The 20,102-nt window shown below is 72.5% G+C and carries 18 protein-coding genes and 1 tRNA gene; 14 read left to right on the top strand and 5 right to left on the bottom strand.

The annotated features are described in order from the left end of the window. Positions 1 to 104: 104 nt before the first annotated feature. Positions 105 to 776 carry a DedA family protein gene (locus E1212_RS04955; protein ID WP_238992247.1) on the bottom strand — a complete coding sequence of 224 codons (672 nt, stop codon included), beginning with the start codon at positions 774 to 776 and terminating at the stop codon, positions 105 to 107. 210 nt (positions 777 to 986) lie between these two features. On the opposite strand from E1212_RS04955, the gene tmk reads away from it, so the two are divergent. The 8 genes from tmk to E1212_RS04915 all read left to right on the top strand — a co-directional run bounded on the left by tmk (position 987) and on the right by E1212_RS04915 (position 9,837). Beyond that, positions 987 to 1,613: a dTMP kinase gene (gene tmk, locus E1212_RS04950; RefSeq protein ID WP_131979926.1), complete on the top strand. Its 627-nt coding sequence runs from the start codon at positions 987 to 989 to the stop codon at positions 1,611 to 1,613. Further along, on the top strand, positions 1,610 to 2,767 hold the full coding sequence (locus tag E1212_RS04945) for a DNA polymerase III subunit delta' (RefSeq protein WP_131979924.1): 1,158 nt from the start codon (positions 1,610 to 1,612) through the stop codon (positions 2,765 to 2,767). Before tmk ends, E1212_RS04945 begins: the two co-directional genes overlap by 4 nt. Before the next feature lie 43 nt (positions 2,768 to 2,810). Next, positions 2,811 to 3,593, top strand: a complete 783-nt coding sequence (locus E1212_RS04940; protein WP_131979922.1) for a hypothetical protein — start codon at positions 2,811 to 2,813, stop codon at positions 3,591 to 3,593. A 113-nt stretch (positions 3,594 to 3,706) separates the two neighbouring features. Further along, entirely contained in the window at positions 3,707 to 5,776 is a 2,070-nt protein-coding gene (locus E1212_RS04935; RefSeq protein ID WP_203416411.1) for a choice-of-anchor I family protein, read from the top strand. 133 nt (positions 5,777 to 5,909) lie between these two features. Further along, positions 5,910 to 6,800, top strand: coding sequence for a PSP1 domain-containing protein (locus E1212_RS04930; protein ID WP_131979949.1), 891 nt, complete (start codon positions 5,910 to 5,912; stop codon positions 6,798 to 6,800). Next, positions 6,797 to 8,404, top strand: a complete 1,608-nt coding sequence (locus E1212_RS04925; RefSeq protein ID WP_131979918.1) for an alpha/beta hydrolase — start codon at positions 6,797 to 6,799, stop codon at positions 8,402 to 8,404. Before E1212_RS04930 ends, E1212_RS04925 begins: the two co-directional genes overlap by 4 nt. Before the next feature lie 30 nt (positions 8,405 to 8,434). After that, positions 8,435 to 9,676, top strand: a complete 1,242-nt coding sequence (locus E1212_RS04920; RefSeq protein WP_131979916.1) for a L,D-transpeptidase — start codon at positions 8,435 to 8,437, stop codon at positions 9,674 to 9,676. 85 nt (positions 9,677 to 9,761) lie between these two features. Next, positions 9,762 to 9,837, top strand: a tRNA-Thr gene (locus E1212_RS04915). Between the two features lie 53 nt (positions 9,838 to 9,890). On the opposite strand, the gene E1212_RS04910 is transcribed toward E1212_RS04915, so the two are convergent. Then, the gene (locus E1212_RS04910; protein ID WP_162605314.1) at positions 9,891 to 10,622 is read right to left on the bottom strand and encodes a PIG-L family deacetylase; all 732 of its coding nucleotides are present in this window, start codon (positions 10,620 to 10,622) and stop codon (positions 9,891 to 9,893) included. Between the two features lie 344 nt (positions 10,623 to 10,966). Then, a complete protein-coding gene (locus tag E1212_RS29900) occupies positions 10,967 to 11,170 on the bottom strand; it encodes a hypothetical protein (RefSeq protein ID WP_203416409.1) in 204 nt (67 codons plus the stop codon). A 62-nt stretch (positions 11,171 to 11,232) separates the two neighbouring features. Here E1212_RS29900 and E1212_RS29895 point away from each other — a divergent pair, with 62 nt between their 5' ends. Further along, complete coding sequence (locus tag E1212_RS29895) at positions 11,233 to 11,472, top strand: helix-turn-helix domain-containing protein (RefSeq protein ID WP_203416407.1); 240 nt, start codon at positions 11,233 to 11,235, stop codon at positions 11,470 to 11,472. 4 nt (positions 11,473 to 11,476) lie between these two features. On the opposite strand, the gene E1212_RS04900 is transcribed toward E1212_RS29895, so the two are convergent. Together E1212_RS04900 and E1212_RS04895 are read right to left on the bottom strand one after the other, a co-directional pair. Next, entirely contained in the window at positions 11,477 to 13,129 is a 1,653-nt protein-coding gene (locus E1212_RS04900; protein WP_131979910.1) for an ABC transporter ATP-binding protein, read from the bottom strand. Next, positions 13,126 to 14,109, bottom strand: a complete 984-nt coding sequence (locus E1212_RS04895; protein ID WP_162605313.1) for an Lrp/AsnC family transcriptional regulator — start codon at positions 14,107 to 14,109, stop codon at positions 13,126 to 13,128. Before E1212_RS04895 ends, E1212_RS04900 begins: the two co-directional genes overlap by 4 nt. A 139-nt stretch (positions 14,110 to 14,248) precedes the next feature. Here E1212_RS04895 and E1212_RS04890 point away from each other — a divergent pair, with 139 nt between their 5' ends. From E1212_RS04890 to E1212_RS04870, 5 genes are read left to right on the top strand one after another with little or no spacing between them, the layout of a single operon-like run. Then, complete coding sequence (locus tag E1212_RS04890; protein WP_131979906.1) at positions 14,249 to 15,460, top strand: dipeptidase; 1,212 nt, start codon at positions 14,249 to 14,251, stop codon at positions 15,458 to 15,460. Next, positions 15,457 to 17,079 carry an ABC transporter substrate-binding protein gene (locus tag E1212_RS04885; RefSeq protein ID WP_203416405.1) on the top strand — a complete coding sequence of 541 codons (1,623 nt, stop codon included), beginning with the start codon at positions 15,457 to 15,459 and terminating at the stop codon, positions 17,077 to 17,079. The genes E1212_RS04890 and E1212_RS04885 overlap by 4 nt, the downstream gene beginning before the upstream one ends. Positions 17,080 to 17,085: 6 nt before the next feature. Continuing rightward, positions 17,086 to 18,048, top strand: a complete 963-nt coding sequence (locus E1212_RS04880; protein WP_131979904.1) for an ABC transporter permease — start codon at positions 17,086 to 17,088, stop codon at positions 18,046 to 18,048. Beyond that, complete coding sequence (locus tag E1212_RS04875; protein WP_131979901.1) at positions 18,045 to 18,932, top strand: ABC transporter permease; 888 nt, start codon at positions 18,045 to 18,047, stop codon at positions 18,930 to 18,932. Before E1212_RS04880 ends, E1212_RS04875 begins: the two co-directional genes overlap by 4 nt. After that, positions 18,929 to 20,101 carry a M24 family metallopeptidase gene (locus tag E1212_RS04870; RefSeq protein ID WP_131979899.1) on the top strand — a complete coding sequence of 391 codons (1,173 nt, stop codon included), beginning with the start codon at positions 18,929 to 18,931 and terminating at the stop codon, positions 20,099 to 20,101. Before E1212_RS04875 ends, E1212_RS04870 begins: the two co-directional genes overlap by 4 nt. The last annotated feature ends 1 nt before the right edge of the window (position 20,102 follow it).

Below are 20,102 nucleotides of genomic sequence, written 5' to 3'. Positions count from 1 at the left end.
GCCCCGGTGTCATGCGCGAGCGCCTGCCCCGCCCCGACGGTTCCTGACGCCGGTCGCCGTCCCCCACGTCCGGCGTGGTTGGTCACTTCGGCGGGCCGAGCGACTCAGGCGACCAGTTCGGCGGTTCGTGACGGGGACGGCTCGTCCCGGGAGTCGGCGGCGGCCTCGGCGGCGCGGGCCCGCTCGCTCATGCGGCGCCGGGTGCGGATCACCGTGTGCGCCGCGCCCACCCAGACGCCCACCACGATGCCGACCGCCGCGCCGATGGCCACCTGCAGCCACAGCGGCGCGTCGGTGACGGTGCCCGTGACGTAGCCGAGCCCGACCGTCCAGCTCGCCCACAGCAGCCCGCCGGCGAACGCGATCGCCGCGAACCGGCGCCGGCCGATGCCCGCCACGCCCGCCGCGGCGGCCACCGTCGTGCGGCCGAGCGGGATGAACCGGGCCGCGATGATCGCCGCCGCGCTGGTGGAGCCCATGCGCTCGTGTGCCCGGGCGATCCGCGCCTTGAGTCGCCGGCCGACGCCGAACCGCTCCAGCATCCGGGGGAGCGCGCGGCGGCTCATGCCGTGGACCGCGAGGTCGCCCGCGAGCGCTCCGAGCGTGGCCGCGGCGATGGACCACGCGACGTTCAGGTGACCGGCGGCGGCCAGTGCGCCGGAGGAGATGACGAGCACCTCGCCCGGGAACGCCGGCACCACCGCGTCGATGGCCACGAACGCCGCGATCACGAGGTAGGCGAGCGCGGGCACGGCCACGAACGACAGCAGGTCCATGGACTCCACCCTCAGTTCCTACCGTGGCCTGGGCAATGGCGCGGAACCGATCTCAGGGGACTCTCAGGGTCGAACTCAGGGACGGTGGTAGGGCAGACCCGCGTTTCCCCTCCCTCGTAGGACTCATCCCGCCCCGGACCCGGCAGTCGGCCATCGGCTGTTCGCAGGCCGCGGACCCGCGTTGTCGGTGCCGTTCACTAGGCTGACGGCGTGACCGGACCGCGAGGGCTGTTCGTCGCCTTCGAGGGCGGCGACGGCGTCGGCAAGACCACCCAGCAGGCGCTGCTGGCCGACCATCTGCGCGCGCAGGGACGCGACGTCGTCGTCACCCGCGAGCCGGGCGACTCCCGCATCGGGCCGCAGGTGCGCTCCATCGTGCTCGACGGCGGCGACCTCGACCCGCGCGCCGAGGCGCTGCTGTTCGCGGCCGACCGCGCCGACCACGTCGCCCACGTCGTCCGCCCGGCGCTCCATCGCGGCGCCGTCGTGCTGGTCGACCGCTATATCGACTCCTCCGTCACCTACCAGGGCGAGGGCCGCGGGCTCGGTCGCGAGGAGATCGCGGCCATCTCCCGCTTCGCGACGGAGGGCCTGCTGCCCGACCTCACCGTCGTGCTCGACCTCGACGAGGCGGCGCGGGCCGAGCGGGTGCGTCGCCAGGGCTACGTCGACCGCATCGAGCGCGAGCCCGACCACCTGCACGAGCGGGTCCGGCGGGCGTTCCTCGAGCTCGCCGCGGCCGAGCCGCACCGCTATCTCGTGGTCGACGCCGGCCGCCCGCCCGCCGAGGTGGCCGCCGACATCGCCGTCGCAGTGGACAAAGTGATCCGCGCATGACCGTCTGGGACGCCGTCGTCGGGCAGACCGTCGTGCCCTCGCTGCAGCGCACCGTCGCCGACGCCGCGGGCTACCTGCGGGGTGGGCCGCGCGGGGCCATGACGCACGCCTGGCTGTTCACCGGGCCGCCCGGGTCGGGCCGGTCCGTCGTCGCCCGGGCGTTCGCGGCCGCGCTGCAGTGCCCCACCGGCGGCTGCGGCCAGTGCTCCGAGTGCGCCGACGTTCGCGCCCGCACCCATCCCGACGTCGCGTCGCTGGTCACCGAGGGCCTGAACATCCGCATCAGCCAGGTCCGCGAACTGGTCCCGCGGGCGGCGCTGCGACCGGCCCGCGGCCGCTGGCAGGTCGTCGTGGTCGAAGACGCCGACCGCCTCGGCGAGGACGCCGCCGACGCCCTGCTGCTGTCGGTCGAGGAGCCGCCCGAGCGGACGGTGTGGATGCTCTGCGCGCCCACGGCCGAAGACATCGTGCCGACCATCCGGTCGCGCTGCCGGGTCGTCAACCTGCGCACGCCGCCCTACGCCGACGTCGCCCGGCACCTCGTCGCCTCCGAGGGCGTCGATCTGGAGACCGCCGAGTTCGCCGCCCGCGCCTCTCAGGGCCACGTCGGCCGGGCCCGGGCGCTTGCCACCGACGCCGAGGTGCGCGAGCGCCGCGCCGAGGTGCTCCGGCTGCCGTTCGACCTCGCCGACATCCGCCAGTGCCTCGACGCCGCCGCCAACCTCGTCGAGGCCGCCAAGGCCGATGCCGAGAAGCACTGCGACGCCCTCGACGAACGCGAGGTCGACGAGCTGCGCAAGGCCCTCGGCGCCGGCACCACCGGCCGCAAGCCCCGCAACATCGAGGCCGCGGTCAAAGACCTCGAGCGCGAGCAGAAGCTGCGCCGCACCCGGGTCCAGCGCGACTCCATCGACCGAGCGCTGGTCGACGTTCTGGCGCTCTACCGCGACGTCATCATGCTGCAGCTGGGCGTGCGCACCGAGCTCGTCAACGAGGAGATGCGCCCGTCCATCGACCGCCTGGCCCGGTCCGGCTCGCCCGCGGCCACGCTGCGCCGCATGGAGGCCGTGGTCGCGGCGCGCGAGGCGCTGCAGGCCAACGCGCTGCCGCTGCTGCAGCTCGAGGCCATGGCGCTGGCGCTGCGCGAGGGCTGACTCCCGCGCAGCGACGGCGGCAGCGGCCGGTTAGGGTCGTCCGATGGACGCCGCCGCCGACCCGTGGAAGATCGTCGACGCCCTCGCCGAGTGGGCCGAGCGCACCCCGTGGTGCGACTGGGTCGAGCTGGCCGGGTCACTGGGCCGCGGTGCCGGCGACCTCGTGTCCGACGTCGACGCGGGCCTGGGGGTCGTGCTCCACGGCGCCACGTACGACGAGCGCCGCGACGCCGCGCTGGCCGCGGCCCGCGAGTACGCCGTCGTCGCCGACGAGCTGATCCAGCATCTCGGCAGTCCCGAGAAGCCGGCCGACCATCTGGTGCTGCAGTACGCCGACGGCCGGCAGCTCAGCCTGGTCGTCATGCCGGCCGACAGCCGGCCGGGGCTGGCGCCGGGGTCGCGGCCGGTGTTCGACCGGTCCGGCCACCTGGCCGAGCCGTTCACGCCGTCGGCGCTGACCAGTACCAGCCAGCAGCGCCGCGAGTGGGCGTTCCTGGGCTGGTGGGCGCTGGCCGACACCGCCAAGCACGCGGGCCGTGGCCGGGTGTGGCGGGCCGTCGAGTCGCTGCACGAGGCTCGGACCTGCGTCTGGCAGCTCTACGCGGCCGAGCTGGACGTCGACTATCCGGGGTTCGGCGCGGTGAGCGTCGAGAACGCCGACCTGCCCGCGCCGCCGGGGCTGGCCGGCACCGTCCCGGCGGCCGTCGAACCGGCCGCGATCATCGTCGCCGCGCGGGCGCTCGGCGACGTTCTCGACCCGCTCGCCGCGCCGCACGCCGTCGCCGGGGTCCGGGCCGAGGCGCTGCGCCGGCTGGCCGCCGGCTGAGCCGCACCCCCGCCCCGTTCACCGTCCGGATGTCTTCCGGACACCCGGACCCCCTAGCGTCTGCGCGGTCGTCTGTCATGCACACGCTGCATCGTTCATACAAGGGGGCCCTGGTGACCCGACCGCGTCCATCGCACGTCCGTGCCGCCACCGCCGCGACGGCGGGCCTGGCACTGGCCGGTGCGTTCGCGCTGCCGGCGAGCGCCGGCATCGTCGACGAGCCGATCTCGCACTCCGCGCCCGGCGCGGCACTCGAGCTCGCGCCGATCGGCACCTACGAGACCGGGATCTTCGACGAGGGTGCCTCGGAGATCGTCGGCTATGACGCCGGCTCGCAGCGCCTGATCGTCATCAACGCCGCGCAGGCGCTGGTCGAGGTGCTCGACGTGTCCGACCCGGCGGCGCCGGTGAAGTTGTTCGACGTGCCCACCGCGGGCGTGGGCTCCGCCGACGAGTCGACGGTGCCCGGCGACGCCGTCGCCAACTCCGTCGACGTGCGCGCCGACGGCCTGGGCGCCATCGCCGTCGAGGCAGGCGACAAGGTCGGCAACGGCTGGGTCGTCTTCTTCGACGCGCGCAGCGAGGACGGCGCCCCGATCGGCGCGGTCCGCGTCGGCGCGCTGCCGGACATGGTGACGTTCACGCCCGACGGCTCGCAGCTGCTGGTCGCGAACGAGGGCGAGCCGGCCGAGGACTACTCCGTCGACCCCGAGGGGTCGGTCGCCGTCATCGACGTGCCGGACGCGCTCGACGCGCCCGCCCAGGGCGACGTCGCGATCGCGGACTTCCACGCGTTCGAGGAGGGCGGCTCGCTGGAGCTGCCCGAGGGCGTGCGCATCTACGGCGGCCGCGAGGACGCCGGCACCGGCATCCCGGAGTTCCCCGTCTCCGAGAACCTCGAGCCCGAGTACATCACCGTCGTCGGTGACCGGGCCTTCGTCACCCTGCAGGAGGCCAACGCGCTCGCCGAGGTCGACCTCGCCGGCGCGGAGGTCACCGCGATCCATGCGCTGGGCACCAAGGACTGGAGCCAGCCGGGCAACGAGCTCGACCCGTCCGACGAGGACGGCGGCATCAACCTCGGCAACTGGCCGGTCCAGGGCCTGTACCAGCCCGACGCGATCGGCTCCTACGTCGCGAACGGCGTGCCCTACCTCGTCACCGCGAACGAGGGCGACACCCGTGACTGGGAGGGCTACTCCGAGGTCGCCCGGGTCAAGGACCTCGGCGAGGACGGCCTGCTGCCGGTCTGCGAGGACCTCGCCGACCTCACCGCCGACGAGGCGCTCGGCCGGCTGAACATCACCACGGCCGACGGACTGTCCGGCGACGGCACCTGCTACGAGACGCTGTACGCCAACGGCGGCCGCTCGTTCTCGATCTGGAGCACGGCCGGCGGGCAGATCTTCGACTCCGGCGCCCAGTTCGAGGAGCTGACGGCCGAGGCGCTGCCGGAGTTCTTCAACTCCAACCACTCCGAGTCCAACCTCGAGGGCCGCAGCGACGACAAGGGCCCGGAGCCCGAGGGCCTGGCCATCGGCACGGTCGGCGACAGCACCTACGCGTTCGTCGGCTTCGAGCGGGTCGGCGGCGTGGTCGTCTTCGACATCACCGCGCCCGACGCGGTCGAGTTCGTCACGTACGTCAACAACCGCGACTTCGCGGTCTCCGTCGAGGACGGCGGCGCGCTGGCCGACGCCGGCGACCTCGGGCCCGAGGGCCTGGAGTTCATCCCGGCCGACGTGTCGCCGATCGAGGGCACCGCGCTCCTGGCCATCGGCAACGAGGTCTCCGGCTCGACCACGTTCTACCGGATCGACGAGGCCGACGGCGGCCCCGGCGGCGACGAGGACGGTGCCGAGGACGGCTCGGACGACGGCGGCGACGACAGCGGCTCGGACGAGTCCGGGTCCGACGAGTCCGGGTCCGACGAGTCCGGGTCCGGCGAGTCCGGGTCCGGCGAGTCCGGTGCGGACGAGAACGGGACCGACGACGGCGCTGCCGAGAGCGGCGACGACCACGGCGCCGACGACGGTGCGGGCGACGACGGCGCGGACGAGTCCGGCGCCGACGGCGGCGAGCTGCCGGACACCGGCGCGGGTGCCGCGACGCTGATGCTCACGGCCGGCGCGCTGCTGCTGGCCGGCGCCGCCGGGTACGCCGTCCGCCGGCGCACAGCCTGACGGCACCGAGGACGACCGAGTACGGACGGCGGGCGCCGGTACCCCTGCGGGGGTGCCGGCGCCCTCGCGTCCGCGGTGCGGCGGTCGCGATGCGCTGCCGGGTGGCGCGACACCTTAGGCTGGGTCCGTGGGCATGGTGATGGCAGTGGCCTTCACCCGGTACGGGAGGCTCTACTACCTCGACCCGGGTGAGCACACCCCACGCGTCGGCGACAAGGTCCTCGTCCCCACGGACGACGGTCCCGAGGTCGCCGAGTGCGTGTGGGCGCCGCAATGGGTCAGCGAGGACATCGGCGGGTTGCCGGTGTGCGCCGGCCTGGCCACCGAGAAGCACCTGCAGCGCGAAGAGCGCAACCGCCGTCGCCGCGCCGAGGTCCGGGTGGCCGCCCGCCGGCTGATCAAGCACCACGACCTGCCGATGAAGATCGTCGGGGTCGACTACGTCGACACCCGCGACGACGTCGACCAGCTCGTCACCATCTACTTCAGCGCGCCGCACCGGGTCGACTTCCGCGAGCTGGTGCGCGACCTCGCCCGCACGCTGCGGGCCCGCATCGACCTGCGCCAGCTCGGCGCCCGCGACGAAGCTCGCGTGCAGGGCGGCATCGGCCCGTGCGGGCGCGACACCTGCTGCTCGACGTTCCTCACCGACTTCGAGCCGGTCAGCGTGCGCATGGCCAAGGACCAGGACCTCCCGCTCAACCCGTTGAAGATCTCCGGGGCGTGCGGGCGGCTCATGTGCTGCCTCAAGTACGAGCACCCGCTGTACCAGGACTTCAAGCGCAGCGTGCCGACCGTCGGCTGCGACGTCACCACCGACGACGGCGTCGAGGGCACCGTCGTCGCCTACAACGTCCCGGCCGAGACGGTGTACGTCCGCGACCGCGAGACCGGCCGCCGGGTCGCCTGCCCCAAGGCGAGCGTCTGCGGTTCGCGGCAGGCCTACGAGGGCGCCGTGGCCCAGGGCGCGCGCCGCACACCCGACATCGAGGCCGAGTACGAGGACGACGGGGAGAACCTGTGAGACTGCGTGCCCTGGCCGGCCTCATGGCGCTCGCCGTCGCGGCCGCGGCCGGCTGCTCGGCCGAGCCCGAGCGCGAGGGGCAGCGCGCCGACGTTCCCGACCGGTCCACGCCGGCGCCCGACGCCACCGAGGGCGTCGAGCCGGAGCTCGCGACCTTCTACACACAGACGCTCGAGTGGCGCGACTGCGGCGAGGGCTTCCAGTGCAGCACGGCCACCGTCCCCGTCGACTACGCCGGCCCCGGCGGCGAGACGCTCGAGCTGGCGCTGCTGCGGGCGCCCGCCACCGGCGAGGAGCGCATCGGCTCGCTGCTGGTCAACCCGGGCGGCCCGGGCGCCTCCGGTGTCGAGTACGCGCAGCTGGCCGGGTCCGTCGTCACCGACCAGGTGCGCGAGCGCTACGACATCGTCGGCTTCGACCCGCGCGGCGTCGCCCAGTCCACCCCGGTCGACTGCGTCGACGACCCCGACCTCGACGAGTACCTCGCCGCCGACGCCACCCCTGACGACGACGCCGAGATCACCGCGCTGGAGGAGTCGACGCGCGACCTCGCCTCCGGCTGCGCCGCCCGCTCCGGCGACCTCGTGCCGCACATCGGCACCGCCGACGTCGCCCGCGACCTCGACGTGCTGCGGGCCGCCCTGGGCGACGAGAAGCTGCACTTTCTCGGCAAGTCCTACGGCACGTTCATCGGCGCGCTGTACGCCGACCAGTTCCCCGACCGCGTCGGCCGGCTGGTGCTCGACGGCGCCATCGACCCCACGCTCTCGGGCGACGACATGGGGCTCGGCCAGGCACGCGGCTTCGAGCGCGCGCTGTCGGCGTTCCTGGCCTGGTGCTTCGACCAGGACTCCTGCGCGCTGGGCTCGGCCGAGGGCGAAGCGCGGGCGAATCTCGCCGGGTTGCTGCAGCGGGCCGACGAGGAGCCGCTGGCCACCGACGACGAGAACCGGCCGCTCACCGAGGCGCTGGCGTTCTACGGCATCATCCTGCCGCTGTACCTCACCGCCGACGAGGGCTACGAGCCGCTGAACGAGGCGCTCGACCTCGCGCTCACCGAGGACGACGGCACGCTGCTCATGACGTTCGCCGACCTCTACCTCGAGCGCAACAGCGACGGCACCTACAACGGCAACGCCAACGAGGTCATCGGACTGGTGAACTGCCTCGACCACCCCGAGCAGGCCACCGCGGAGCAGGCGGAGGCCGGGTTGGCGGAGTTCACCGCGGTGTCGCAGGTGTTCGGGCCGTTCCTCGCCTGGGGCGGGTTCGGCTGCACCACCCTCGCCGAGGGCCTGGCCGAGGCCGGCGTCGGCGACCCCGCCGACCCCACCGCGACGCCCACCGCCACCCCGGCGCCGCACCCGCCGGTCACCGCGCCGGGCGCCGACCCGATCCTCGTCGTGGGCACCACCGGCGACCCCGCCACGCCGTACGAGTGGGCGGAGTCGCTGGCCGCGCAGCTGTCGTCGGGCGTGCTGCTCACCTTCGACTCCACGGTGCACACGGCCTATCTCGCGGGCAGCCACTGCATCGACGACGCCGTCGACGCGTACCTGCTGGCCGGGACCGTCCCCGACGAGGGGACCAGCTGCGCTTCGTGAATCACGGCGACGTATGCGGATAATGGAGTGATGCGCCTTCGCCTGACGATCCGCCGGGCCGTGCTCGTTCTGAGCGCGGCGATGCTGCTGACCTCGTGCAGCGGTTCCGACGACGGCGACGGCGGTGGTTCCGGCGACGGCGCCACCGCGCAGGCCGAGGGTCCCAAGACGCAGCGTGCCGCGTTGCGGCTCGACGGCATCACCGACGAGGTCGCGTTCGGCCAGCCGCTGGCGTTCACCGTTCCTCATGGCACCATCGACTCCGTCGAGGTCACCCCCGAGGGCGGCGAGCCGGTCGAGGGCCAGGTCGGCGACGACGGCAGCAGCTGGCAGAGCGCGGCCGCGCTCACCCCCGGCGCGTCGTACGCCGTCACCGTCGTGGCCTCCGACACGCTCGGGGCCGAGCACACCCTCACCGACTCCTTCGCCGTCGGCCCCGTGCCCGACGCGAACCGGCTCACGTTGAGCATGCAGCCCGCCGACGGCGCCGTCGTCGGTGTGGGCGCGCCCATCACCATCCGGTTCGACCAAGAGGTCACCGAGCGCGAGAACGTCGAGCAGGCCCTGCACGTCGCGTCGAACCCGCAGGTCGAGGGGACGTGGCACTGGGTGAGCTCGCAAGAGGTGCACTTCCGGCCCAAGGAGTACTGGCCGTCGGGCACCCAGGTGCGGCTCGACCTCGCCCTCAACGGCGTCCAGGCCGGGCCCGACCTCTGGGGCGGGCGGGCGTACGACCTCGACTTCACCGTCGGCAAGTCGCAGATCGCCACCGTCGACGCCGCCACCCACACCGTCTCCTACAGCGTCGACGGCACCGTCGCGGCCACGTGGGACACCAGCCTGGGGGCGCCCGAGTTCGCCACCCGCAACGGCACCTACATCGTGCTCGAGAAGTTCGAGACGCGTCAGATGACGTCGTGCAACGCGAACATCACCTGCGACCCGGCCCACCCGGACTACTACGACCTCGAGGTGCCGAACTCCGTCCGGCTCACCTGGAGCGGCACCTTCGTCCACTCCGCCTCCTGGTCCGAGGGCTCCCAGGGTTCTGAGAACGTGTCGCACGGCTGCATCAACCTCAGCGCGGCCAACGGCGCCACGTTCTTCCAGCTCGCGCAGTACGGCGACATCGTCACCGTCGCCAACTCCACCCGCGGCCCCGAGGACCTGCTCCAGCGCGGCGACCCCGGCATGGCCGACTGGAACCTCAGCTGGGACCAGCTCGTGGCCGACTCCGCCCTCGGTGCGCCCATCACCACCGACGCCCTCTGACGTTGCCCGGGCCGCTGGGCCCGATTGGGTTCCGGGGCGGTGGACGCCCTATACTCGTGCACCGTGCCCGGTTCGCCGGGCACGTGCCGCCTTAGCTCAGTCGGTAGAGCGATTCACTCGTAATGAATAGGTCGTCGGTTCGATTCCGACAGGCGGCTCCACCATTACACACGGCCGGTCAGGCTCCATCCTGACCGGCCGTTCGCATGCCCGCTCACTTCCCGTGGTACCAGTTCGGCTCGCCCTTCTCGACCCGCGGGAAGTACGTCGGCCCCACCGAGTGGTAGCCCACGGCGAACGAGCCGGAGGCCGGGCACCACGCGCCGTACGCCCTGGCAGCGCGCCGCGCCAGTTCCTGCGTCTGGAGCCTGACGTCGCTCGGCATCGTGTATGCCTTGGCCCCCGCCACCCGGTGCGCGTTCTCCTGCTTGATCGTCCAGCGGACGTCGTTCCACTTCTTCGCGTTGGCGAGCGCGAGAGTGCGCAGTGCCTGGCCGAGGGTCCGGTGGTCGGTCGTGGTGTCGTCCCACGACATGGTGTAGTGGCCGGCCGTCGGGTAGAGCGCGTCGTACTTCTCGAACACGCTGGCGGCCTGGGCCGGAGTCAGCGTGCTGTCGTGGTAACCCTCGACGTGGACGTTCTGCGGCCAGACGCCGAGCTGTCCGCAAGCGGAGACGAACTCGCGGGTCCGGGCCTCGACGAACTGCTGCTGCGTCAGAGGTGCGTAGCCCTCGCGCTCGGGATAGTGGCGGTCCTTCCACCAGCCGTTGATCCCGGTGCCGTTGATCGTCTGGCGGGCGGCGGACGCGCGGCCGTCGGTGACGAGGACGACATGGACCTCGCGCCCGGCCAGGGCGTGCCTGGCGATGATCTGACCCATGAAGAGGGTCTCGTCGTCCTGGTGCGGCGAGTAGAAGAACACCGGCCGCCCGGTCGGCTGCGGCACCGCGACCATGGCACGGGACGTGCTCAGGTTCGGTGCGTCCTCTGCGCCCACTGCACTCGACGCCGGCCAGGCGGTGCTCGCCGCGACGGCGAGGCCCGCTGTGAGAAGTCCACGGCGGCGGAGCATCGGCCCGCGGCCACTGTCGCGGTGTGCGTGACGCGCACGCTGACGACTGGACATGGTCCCCCCTCGTGTCTGGGGGGCCAGCTCTCGAACGACCTATGGAGCGGTTGCCATCTGCGGGGCTGGCAGCGTTCTGGATGCAGAATGTACATCGCTCTTGCTCGGATACGCCACTTTTGTCGGACTTCGTGAGGTGGTCCGGGGTGGTCGAAGGCCGGGGTTCAGGTGCGTTCGTCGGCCGGGCGGATGGTCGAGCCGGCGATGCGCAGGCCGTAGTGGTCGATCACATGGGTGTCGTGGACGGTGCGTTCGGCGTGGTCGCGGGCGGCGTCCTCGGCTTGGGAGTAGCGGGTGTACTCGCGGCCGGTCCACGGGCAGACGGGGCAGCGTGCGCGGTACCGAACCGGGGTCTTCGGCGGGGCCACGAGGGCACGATATATCGCCAGCTAAACTTTGGCTATTCGATCAAGGGCGATCGGATGGGCGGGTGGTCGACAGCCGGGCTCCTGAGTACCAGCGGCTGTACGCCACGATCCGGCAGCTGCGGGAGGAGCGCGATCTCACGCAGGCGCAGCTCGGCGAGCGGCTCGGCCTGACCCAGCGCAAGGTGTCGCTGTTCGAGTCCGGCGACCGCCGTCTCGACGTCATCGAGCTCATCCGCATCGCCAAGGCGCTCGGCGTCGGGCTGAGCGAGCTCCTCGATCGCGCCGGCATCGACCACACCTGACGACTCAGGCGGGTGCGGCGCTCCGCTCGCGCTCGGCCCGCCGCCGGCGCTGCTCGACCGGGTCCGGGACCGGCGCGGCCGCCAGCAGCCGCCGGGTGTAGTCGGCGCCGGGCGCGGACAGGATCTCGGTGCTGGTGCCCTGCTCGACGATCGTGCCGCGGTGCATGACGGCGATGTGGCCGGCCAGCAGCTCGACGACGGCGAGGTCGTGGCTGATGAACAGGCACGAGAATCCCAGCCGGCCCTGCAGCTCCATGAGCAGTTCGAGCACCTTGGCCTGCACCGACACGTCGAGGGCGCTGGTCGGTTCGTCCGCGACGAGCAGGACGGGCTCGAGGGCCAGGGCCCTGGCGATGCCGACCCGCTGCCGTTGCCCGCCGGAGAGCTCGTGGGGGTAGCGGTGCCGCCAGGCGGCCGGCAGCTCGACGCCGTCGAGCAGCTCGGTGACCCGCTGCGCCACCTCGGCCTTGGGCCGTCCGTCCAGGCGCAAGGGCTCGCCGATGCTGTCGCCGATCGGATAACGCGGGTTCAGCGACGACGCCGGATCCTGGAAGACCATGCCCACCGTGCGCCGGAGCGCGCGCAGCTGCCGTCGCGACGCCTTGGTGACGTCCTGGCCGTCGACGACCACGCGTCCTGAGGCCGCCCGCAGCAGTCCGACGACGCACCGGCCGATCGTGGACTTGCCCGACCCCGACTCGCCGACGAGGCCGAGCACCTGCCCGCGCGGCACGGTGAGCGACACCCCGTCGACGGCGCGGAAGGCCGGGCGGCCGAGCCCGCCCGGGTATTCCACGACGACGTCGTGCAGCTCGAGCGCCGCGCCCCGCGAGCCGGCCGGAACCGCCGCCGGCGGCCGGACCTCCTGCCGGCCCAGGTACGGCACGGCGGCCAGCAGGTCGCGGGTGTAGGGCTGCGCCGGCCGTGCGAACAGCTGCTCGACCGGTGCCTCCTCGACGATCTCGCCGTCGCGCATGACGACCACGCGATCGGCGATGTCGGCCACGACGCCCATGTCGTGCGTGATGATGAGGATCGCGGAGTCCAGCCGGTCGCGCAGGCTGCGCAGCAGCGAGAGGATCTCCGCCTGGACGGTGACGTCGAGCGCCGTCGTCGGCTCGTCGGCGATGAGGACGGCCGGGTCGCACGAGATGGCCATCGCGATCATGGCGCGCTGCCGCTGCCCGCCGGAGAGCTGGTGCGGGTAGTACCCGAACCGCTGCTCCGGGTCGGGCAACCCGACCAGGCCGAGCAGCTCGACGGCCCGCGCCCGCGCGGCCCGGCGGCTGAGGTCGGTGTGCAGCCGGAGGGCCTCGACGATCTGCGATCCGACGGTGAAGACGGGGTTGAGCGCCGTCATCGGGTCCTGGAACACCATGGCGACGTCCTGGCCGCGCAGCCGCCGCAGCGTCGGCCCGTCCGGCGTAGTGACGTCGCGGCCGCCGACCTCGATGCGCCCGGTGCGGACGGCGGTCGGCGGCAGCAGTCCCAGCACGGACAGGGCGCTGACGCTCTTGCCGGAGCCGGACTCGCCGACCAGTGCGAGGATCTCGCCGGGCCGGACCTCGATGCTGACGTCGCGCGCGGCCGTCGTGGTGCCGTCGCCGGTGCGGAACTCGACGCCGAGGCGGTGGATCGCGAGCGCGGGCGTGGTCACAGGGCGCCCCCTTCGACAAGGGTGAAGGCGCGCTTGACGGTGATCAGCTCGAGGCCGATCTCGACCCGGCGGATGCCGGGCAGCTCGCCGAGCACGCGGGTGTTGAAGCTCAGGAGGTCGTCCTGGTGCCGGAGGACGACCTCGCAGGTCAGGTCGCTGTAGCCGGCGGTGGAGGAAAGGTAGCGCACCTCCGGTCGCTCGCCCAGCGCCTTGGCGGTCTCGCCGAGGTGACGCAGGTCGACGGCGAGCCAGTAGAACACCTCGACGCCGTAGCCGAGCAGCTCCGGCCGGACGATCGTCGTGTAGCGGACGCGGCCGTCGTGGGTCAGCGTGTCCAGCCGGCGCTTGACCATCGACTCGCTCATGTCGAGCCGGACGGCCAGTTCGGCGAAACTGAGCCGGGCGTCCTCGCCGAGCAGCCCGACGAGGGCGTGGTCGCGCTCGTCGAGCGGTTTCGGGTCGCGCTGCTCGATCGGCCCGCGCTCGGACTCCAGCGTCGCGATGGCCTCCGGTAATAGCGTGCCGTGCGCCCACACGTTGGCGACCTTGTGCTGGGCGATCACCGTCTCGGTGACCGTCGACAGGATGCCGTCGACCTGCTCGATCTCCTCGAACAGCACCCTGGCCAGTGCGCGCTGCGACGGCACGATCAGCTCGACGATGAGGTCGAACGTGCCGGTGATGAGCGCGGCGAACCGCACGTCCGGCCGGGCGGCCAGCTCGGCGGCGACCCGCGGCGCCTGGCCGACGCGGCAGGTGACCTGGACGAGGACCGGGTAGCCGCCCACGCTGCGCAGCGGGTCGGCGGACGCGACGACGCGGACGAGACCGGAGCCGAACAGCCGCTGCGCCCGCCGGGCCGCCGTCGTGTCGGAGGTGCCGACGGCCCGCGCGATCTGCTGCCACGTCGCCCGGCCGTGCGTCTGCAGTGCGGCGACGATGCGCCGGTCGAGATCGTCGAGCGCGGTCTCCTCGGTCATGGCGGCCATCGTATCGGAGGTGGCGCCGAAATCCAGCGTGCAACATGAACGTTACGCCGATCTCCGTCGTGGGACTTGCTGTGCATGCCGATATCTGCCATCGTCGGTGACGTTGATGAAGGATTCCGGGAGGTCTGCCGTGCTCGAACCCGCGAAGCGCTACGACGGATATCGCTCGTACAGCTACTTGCGTGAAGGCGTCGACTACAAGGCGTTCGATCTGGCGCCAGAGCTCGGCCGGGTGCCCCAGTACGGCGGGCTGGAGCTGTCCGACGCACAGCGCGACCGGGTGACCCGGCTGCTGACCGAGAGCGTCGTCGTCTCGACCCACGAGCACCCGACGAGGTTCCCCGACGACATCGGCGAGACCATCGACTACAACCGCCACGGGCGGCACCGCACCGGGTACGAGGGCCTCGCGCGGTCCGGCCTCACCGCGGTCATCGACAACTTCATGGACGGCACGGCGTGCGTGACCAGCCACGCCGGCTGGAAGTGGACCGACATCATCGCCGATCTCGGCATGCGCTTCTCCGACCTCGCGCACCAGGACTTCGTCATCAAGGCCGAGACGCTGGCGGACATCCGCCGGGCGCACGAGACCGGGCGCATCGCGCTCATCGCCGGGCTGGAGGCCTCCACCCCGATCGAGAACGAGCTGGACCGCATCGACATCCTCTACGGCTTCGGGGTCCGCCAGCTCGGCATCGCCTACAGCGAGGCCAACACGCTCGGCAGCGGGCTGAAGGAGCGCCGCGACGGCGGGCTCACCGCGTTCGGGCGCAAGGCCGTGGAGCGCATGAACACGCTCGGCATCGTCGTCGACGTCTCGCACTCGGGCGACCTCACCTCGCTGGAGGTGATCGAGCACTCGACGAAGCCGATCATCATCACGCACGCCGGCGCCCGCTCGGTGTGGCCGACCAACCGGATGAAGCCGGACGAGGTCATCAAGGCCTGCGCGGAGCGCGGCGGCGTCATCGGCCTGGAGGCCGCGCCGCACACGACGCTGTCGCCGCAGCACCCGCGGCACAGCCTCGAGTCGGTGATGGACCACTTCGTGTACTGCGCCGACCTGGTCGGCATCGAGCACGTCGGGTTCGGGCCGGACACGCTGTTCGGCGACCACGTCGGGCTGCACCACCTGTTCGCCGGCCACCTGTCGATCGGCGACGCCCACGGCTCGGTCGACTACGAGGAGGTCGAGTACGTCGACGGCCTGGAGAACCCGGCCGAGTGCTTCTGGAACATCGTCGGCTGGCTGGTCACGCACGACTATTCCGACGACGAGATCCGCGCCGTCATCGGCGGCAACGCCATGCGTGTCATCGAGGAGGTCTGGGAGAGATGAGCACTACGCGCGGTCTGCGCCGGCGCGTCGCGCTGGGCGCGGCGGTGGCCCTGACGCTGGCGGGCCTGGCGGCCTGCGTCCCGTCCGAGCCCGACGGCGCCTCGGGCGGCGAGTCCGAGGACCCGGGCCGCTCCGACGGCGGCAGCGGCGGCGAGCTGGCCATCGGCACCACCGCGGACGTCGTCAACTTCAACCCGCTGGTCGGAAACAGCCGCACCGACAGCTGGGTCACGAACCTGATGTACCCCGCGATGATGACCATCGACGACGACGGCACGAAGGTGCCGGCGCTGGCGACCGAGTGGGGCTACGGCGAGGACGGCCTGAGTGCGTGGATCGAGATCCGCGACGACATGGAGTGGTCCGACGGCGAGCCGCTGACCGCCGAGGACGTCGTCTTCACCATCGACGCCGTCAAGGCCGAGCAGCTGGGCACCGTCGCCGGCATGATCAGTGCGTACGAGTCCGCGACGGCCGCCTCGGACACCCGGATCGAGTTCACCCTGAGCCGGCCGGACGGTGCGTTCCTCAACAGCATCGGGTTCTGGATGCCCATCGTCCCGGAGCACGTGTTCGGGCAGGCGCCGTCGGTGGCCGATTTCGCCAACGACTCCGACTGGGTGTCGGCCGGTCCGTTCGTGCTCACCCGGGTCGAGCGCGGGCAGCGCTACGTCCTGGAGGCGGTGGACACCTACCCGCTGGCCGAGGACGGCCGGGCCGCGCTGGACCGGGTGGTGTTCCGCGTCTACCCCGACGTCAACACCGAGGTTCTGGCGTTGCGCTCCGGCGAGATCGACCTCATCGGCAACGCACTGCCGCCGTCGGTGGCCCGCGACATCGAGGGCGACGAGGAGCTGCAGACGTTCAGCGTCCCGTCGCTGGGCTGGGCGCACATGCAGTACAACATGCGCCGCTCGCCGCTGGACCGGGTCGAGGTCCGCCGGGCGCTCGCGCACGCCGTCGACTACGAGGCCATCCGCGAGGTCGTGCTCGGCGGCAACGCGGTGTCGGCCAACTCCAGCGTACTCACCCCGACGTTCAAGCAGTGGGTGGACGAGACGGCCGAGGAGTACGAGTACGACCCCGAGCTCTCCCGCGAGCTGCTGGCGCAGGCCGGTGTCGAGAACCTCGAGCTGGAGATGATCTACGACGCCGGCGACCCGAACATCTCCTCGTGGGCGGAGCTGGTGCGCGACCAGGCGGCCGAGGCCGGCATCACCATCACACTGGCCGGGCTGGAGCGCAACACGTACCTCGCCCGGACCAACGAACGGGACTTCGACATCTACGCCGGGTCGTGGGCGATCATCGACGAGCCGCAGTCGAACTTCTCGCTGCTGTTCGCGCCTGAGGGGTTCATCAACTACGCCGGCGTGAACGACCCCGAGATCGACCGGCTGCTGGCGGAGGCGTCGTCGGCGCTGACCGTCGAGGACGCGCGCGGGCCGCTGCACGAACTGGCCCGCATCGTCACCGAGCAGGTCTACGACAACGTCATGTACGTCGAGCAGTTCACCTTCGCGGCCTCGAACGAGTGGACCGGCTTCCAGCCCAAGCCCAGCGAGCTGCTCTCGGTGGTCAACCCGCAGTCGCTGGCGTCGGTGCGGGCGGCGGACTGAGCGCTCATGGCCCTGCTCCGGTTCGCTTCGCTGCGGGTGCTCCGCGGCCTGCTCACCCTCTGGTTCGCGGTCAGCGTCACGTTCTTCCTCGTGCGGCTGCTGCCGGGCGACCCGGCGCTGGCCATCGCGAGCCCGACGATGGGCGAGGACCAGCGTCAGCAGATCCTCGCCGACTTCGGGCTCGACCGGCCGCTCGCGGTGCAGTACGTGACGTACCTGGGTGAACTGCTGCAGGGCAACCTCGGCGTGTCGTTCCGGCAGTCCGTCCCGGTCGCGGACGTGCTGCTGGAACGGCTGCCGTGGACGCTCATCCTCACCGGCAGCGCGCTGATAGTGACGCTGCTCATCGGGCTGCCGCTGGGCGTGCTGGCGGCGACCCACCGCGGCGGCGCCCTGGACCGCGTCATCCAGATCGGCGGCGTCGTCGGGCAGTCGCTGTTCGTCCCGACGGTGGGCATCGCGCTGCTCTACACGTTCGGGCTCTGGCTCGGCTGGTTCCCGATCGGCGGCGCCATCGACGACGACGTCTACGGGCTGGAGGCGTACGCGAGCATGCTGCGGCACCTCGTGCTGCCGTGCCTGAGCCTGGTCGTGCTGCAGATCGGCGCCTACGTGCTCACGCTGCGCACGAACCTCATCGACGCGCTCGGCGAGGAGTACTGCACGGTCGCCCGGGCCAAGGGCGCGCCGGAGCACCGGGTGGTCTGGAAGCACGCCCTGCGCAACGCGCTGCTGCCCACCACGACGCTGGTCGGGCTGCAGCTGGGCTTCCTGGTGGGCGGCGCCGTCCTGACCGAGACGATCTTCGCCTACCCGGGCGTCGGGCGGGCGATCTACGAGTCGGTCGGCCAGCTCGACTTCCCGGTCCTGCAGGGCGCGTTCGTGCTGCTGGCGGCCGCGGTCGTGGTGGCGAACCTGCTGACCGACCTCGCCTACGGCCTCCTCGACCCGCGGGTGCGTGCGGCATGAGCGGGCTCAGCGAGGAGCTGACGGCCGTCGCGGCGGAGCCGACGCCGGCCAGCCGCACCTGGCGGGCGTTCCGGCACAACCCGCTCGGCCTGGTCGCGGCCGGGCTGCTGGTGCTGCTGCTGCTGGTCGCGGTGGCCGCTCCGCTGATCGCCGACTACCCACGCGGCTACGGCGACGACGTGCTCGCCGGGCCGTCGGCGGCGCACTGGTTCGGCACCGACCACCTCGGCCGCGACATCTTCGCCCAGGTCGTCTGGGGTACGCGGACGAGCATGGCGGTGGGCCTCGGCGCGTCCGCGCTGGCCATCGTGCTCGGCGTGGCGGTCGGCGTCGGCGGCGCGTACTTCAAGCGCCTGGACGGCCTGCTCGGGCTGTTCGTCGACGTGATGCTCTCGCTGCCGGTGCTGCCGCTGATGATCCTGGTGGCGGCGCTGGCCGGACCCAGCGTCACGACCCTCGTCCTCGTCATCGCGGTGTTCTCCTGGCCCGAGGTGGCCCGGGTGGTCCGCTCACAGGCGCTGCCGATCGTGACGCTGTCCTACGTCGACGCCGCGCACGTGATGGGGGCGCCGAACCGCTGGGTGCTGCTGCGGCACGTGCTGCCGGCGGTCTCGCCGGTGATCGCGGTGTCGGTGGTGGTGACGGCGTCGCGGGCGGTGCTGAGCGAGGCGGGACTGGCGTTCCTGGGTCTGGGCGACCCGTCCAGCTGGTCCTGGGGGACCATCCTCTACAACGCCCAGCGCTCCGGCGCGCTCAGCTCGTCGTGGTGGACGGCGTTCTTCCCGTCGCTGGCCGTCCTGCTGCTGGTCGTCGCGGCCACCCTGGTCGCGCTGGCCTACAACGACGCCCGCAACCCCCGAACCCGACAGGACCGGAGCCGATGACCTTCTCCCAGCGGCTGCCCGCCGCGTTCTACCGCGACGTCCACGCCCGGCTGCGGGCGCGCATGGAGATGGCCGGGCTCGACGCCGTCGTCGTCGACGACTGGCACGACGTCGCCTATCTGACCGGCTTCTTCCACCACCCGAACGAGCGGCCCGCCGTCGTCTGGGTGGGCGCGGACCGTGTCGTGCTGCTGGTGCCGGAGCTGGAGCGCGAGCACGCGCAGGCACAGGGCGCGGTCGTGGACGAGCTGGTGGCGTTCGAGGAGTTCCCCGGTGTCGACAGCCCGTTCGCCGCGCTGGCCGAGGCGGTGCCGTCGAGTGGCGTGTGGGGGCATTCGCCGGCGCTGTCGACGGGCCGGCTGGCCCAGCTGGAGACGGTGTTCGGCGGCGTGACGTGGCGGATGTCGTCGCTGGTCGACGAGCTGCGGCTGGTGAAGCAGCCCGAGGAGATCGAGCTGCACCGGCAGGCCGGCCGGCTCGGCGACGTCATGCTGGCGGCCGGCGTGGAGCTGGTCGCGGCGGCCGTCGGCAGCGGCGAGCTGCCCACCGAGGCCGAGCTGGCCGATCACGTGGTCCGCGCCGGAGCCCGCTGGATGTACCAGACGCACACCGATGTCGTCGTGGTGCCGATGCTGACCGGCGGCCTCGTCTACGGCGGCGCCAACTCCGCCTACCCGCACGGGCTGCCGTCGTCGTACCGGCTGCGCCCAGGCGACACGTTCATCCTGTCGCTGGGCGGGGCCGTCGGCGGCCGGTACGCCGAGAGCGAGCGGACGTTCTTCCTCGGTGAGCCGACCGAGCAGCAGATGGCCTACTTCGCCGCCGACCACCGGGCGCAGGAGGTGGGCACCCGGGCGCTGCGCCCGGGGGCGCGCTGCCAGGACGTCAACCGGGCCTGCCTCGACGTCATCCGCGACGCCGGCTACGGCGGGTACCTGCGGCACCGTCAGGGGCACGGGATCGGCCTGGACTTCCACGAGCCGCCGTGGCTGTCCGACGGCGACGACACCGAGCTCGCGCCCGGCATGGTCGTGTCCAGCGAGCCCGGCATCTACGTGCCCGGCCACGCCGGCTACCGCATCTCGGACACCGTGCTGGTCACCGAGGACGGGCCGGAGCGGCTGACCGCCTTCCCCCGAGACCTCGACGACGTCGTCATCGAGCTGTGAG

The organism is Jiangella ureilytica, assembly GCF_004348545.1.
GTDB lineage: Bacteria > Actinomycetota > Actinomycetes > Jiangellales > Jiangellaceae > Jiangella > Jiangella ureilytica.
The sequence above is the reverse complement of the archived record's forward strand: the minus strand, read 5'-3'. Positions and strand labels throughout refer to the sequence as shown.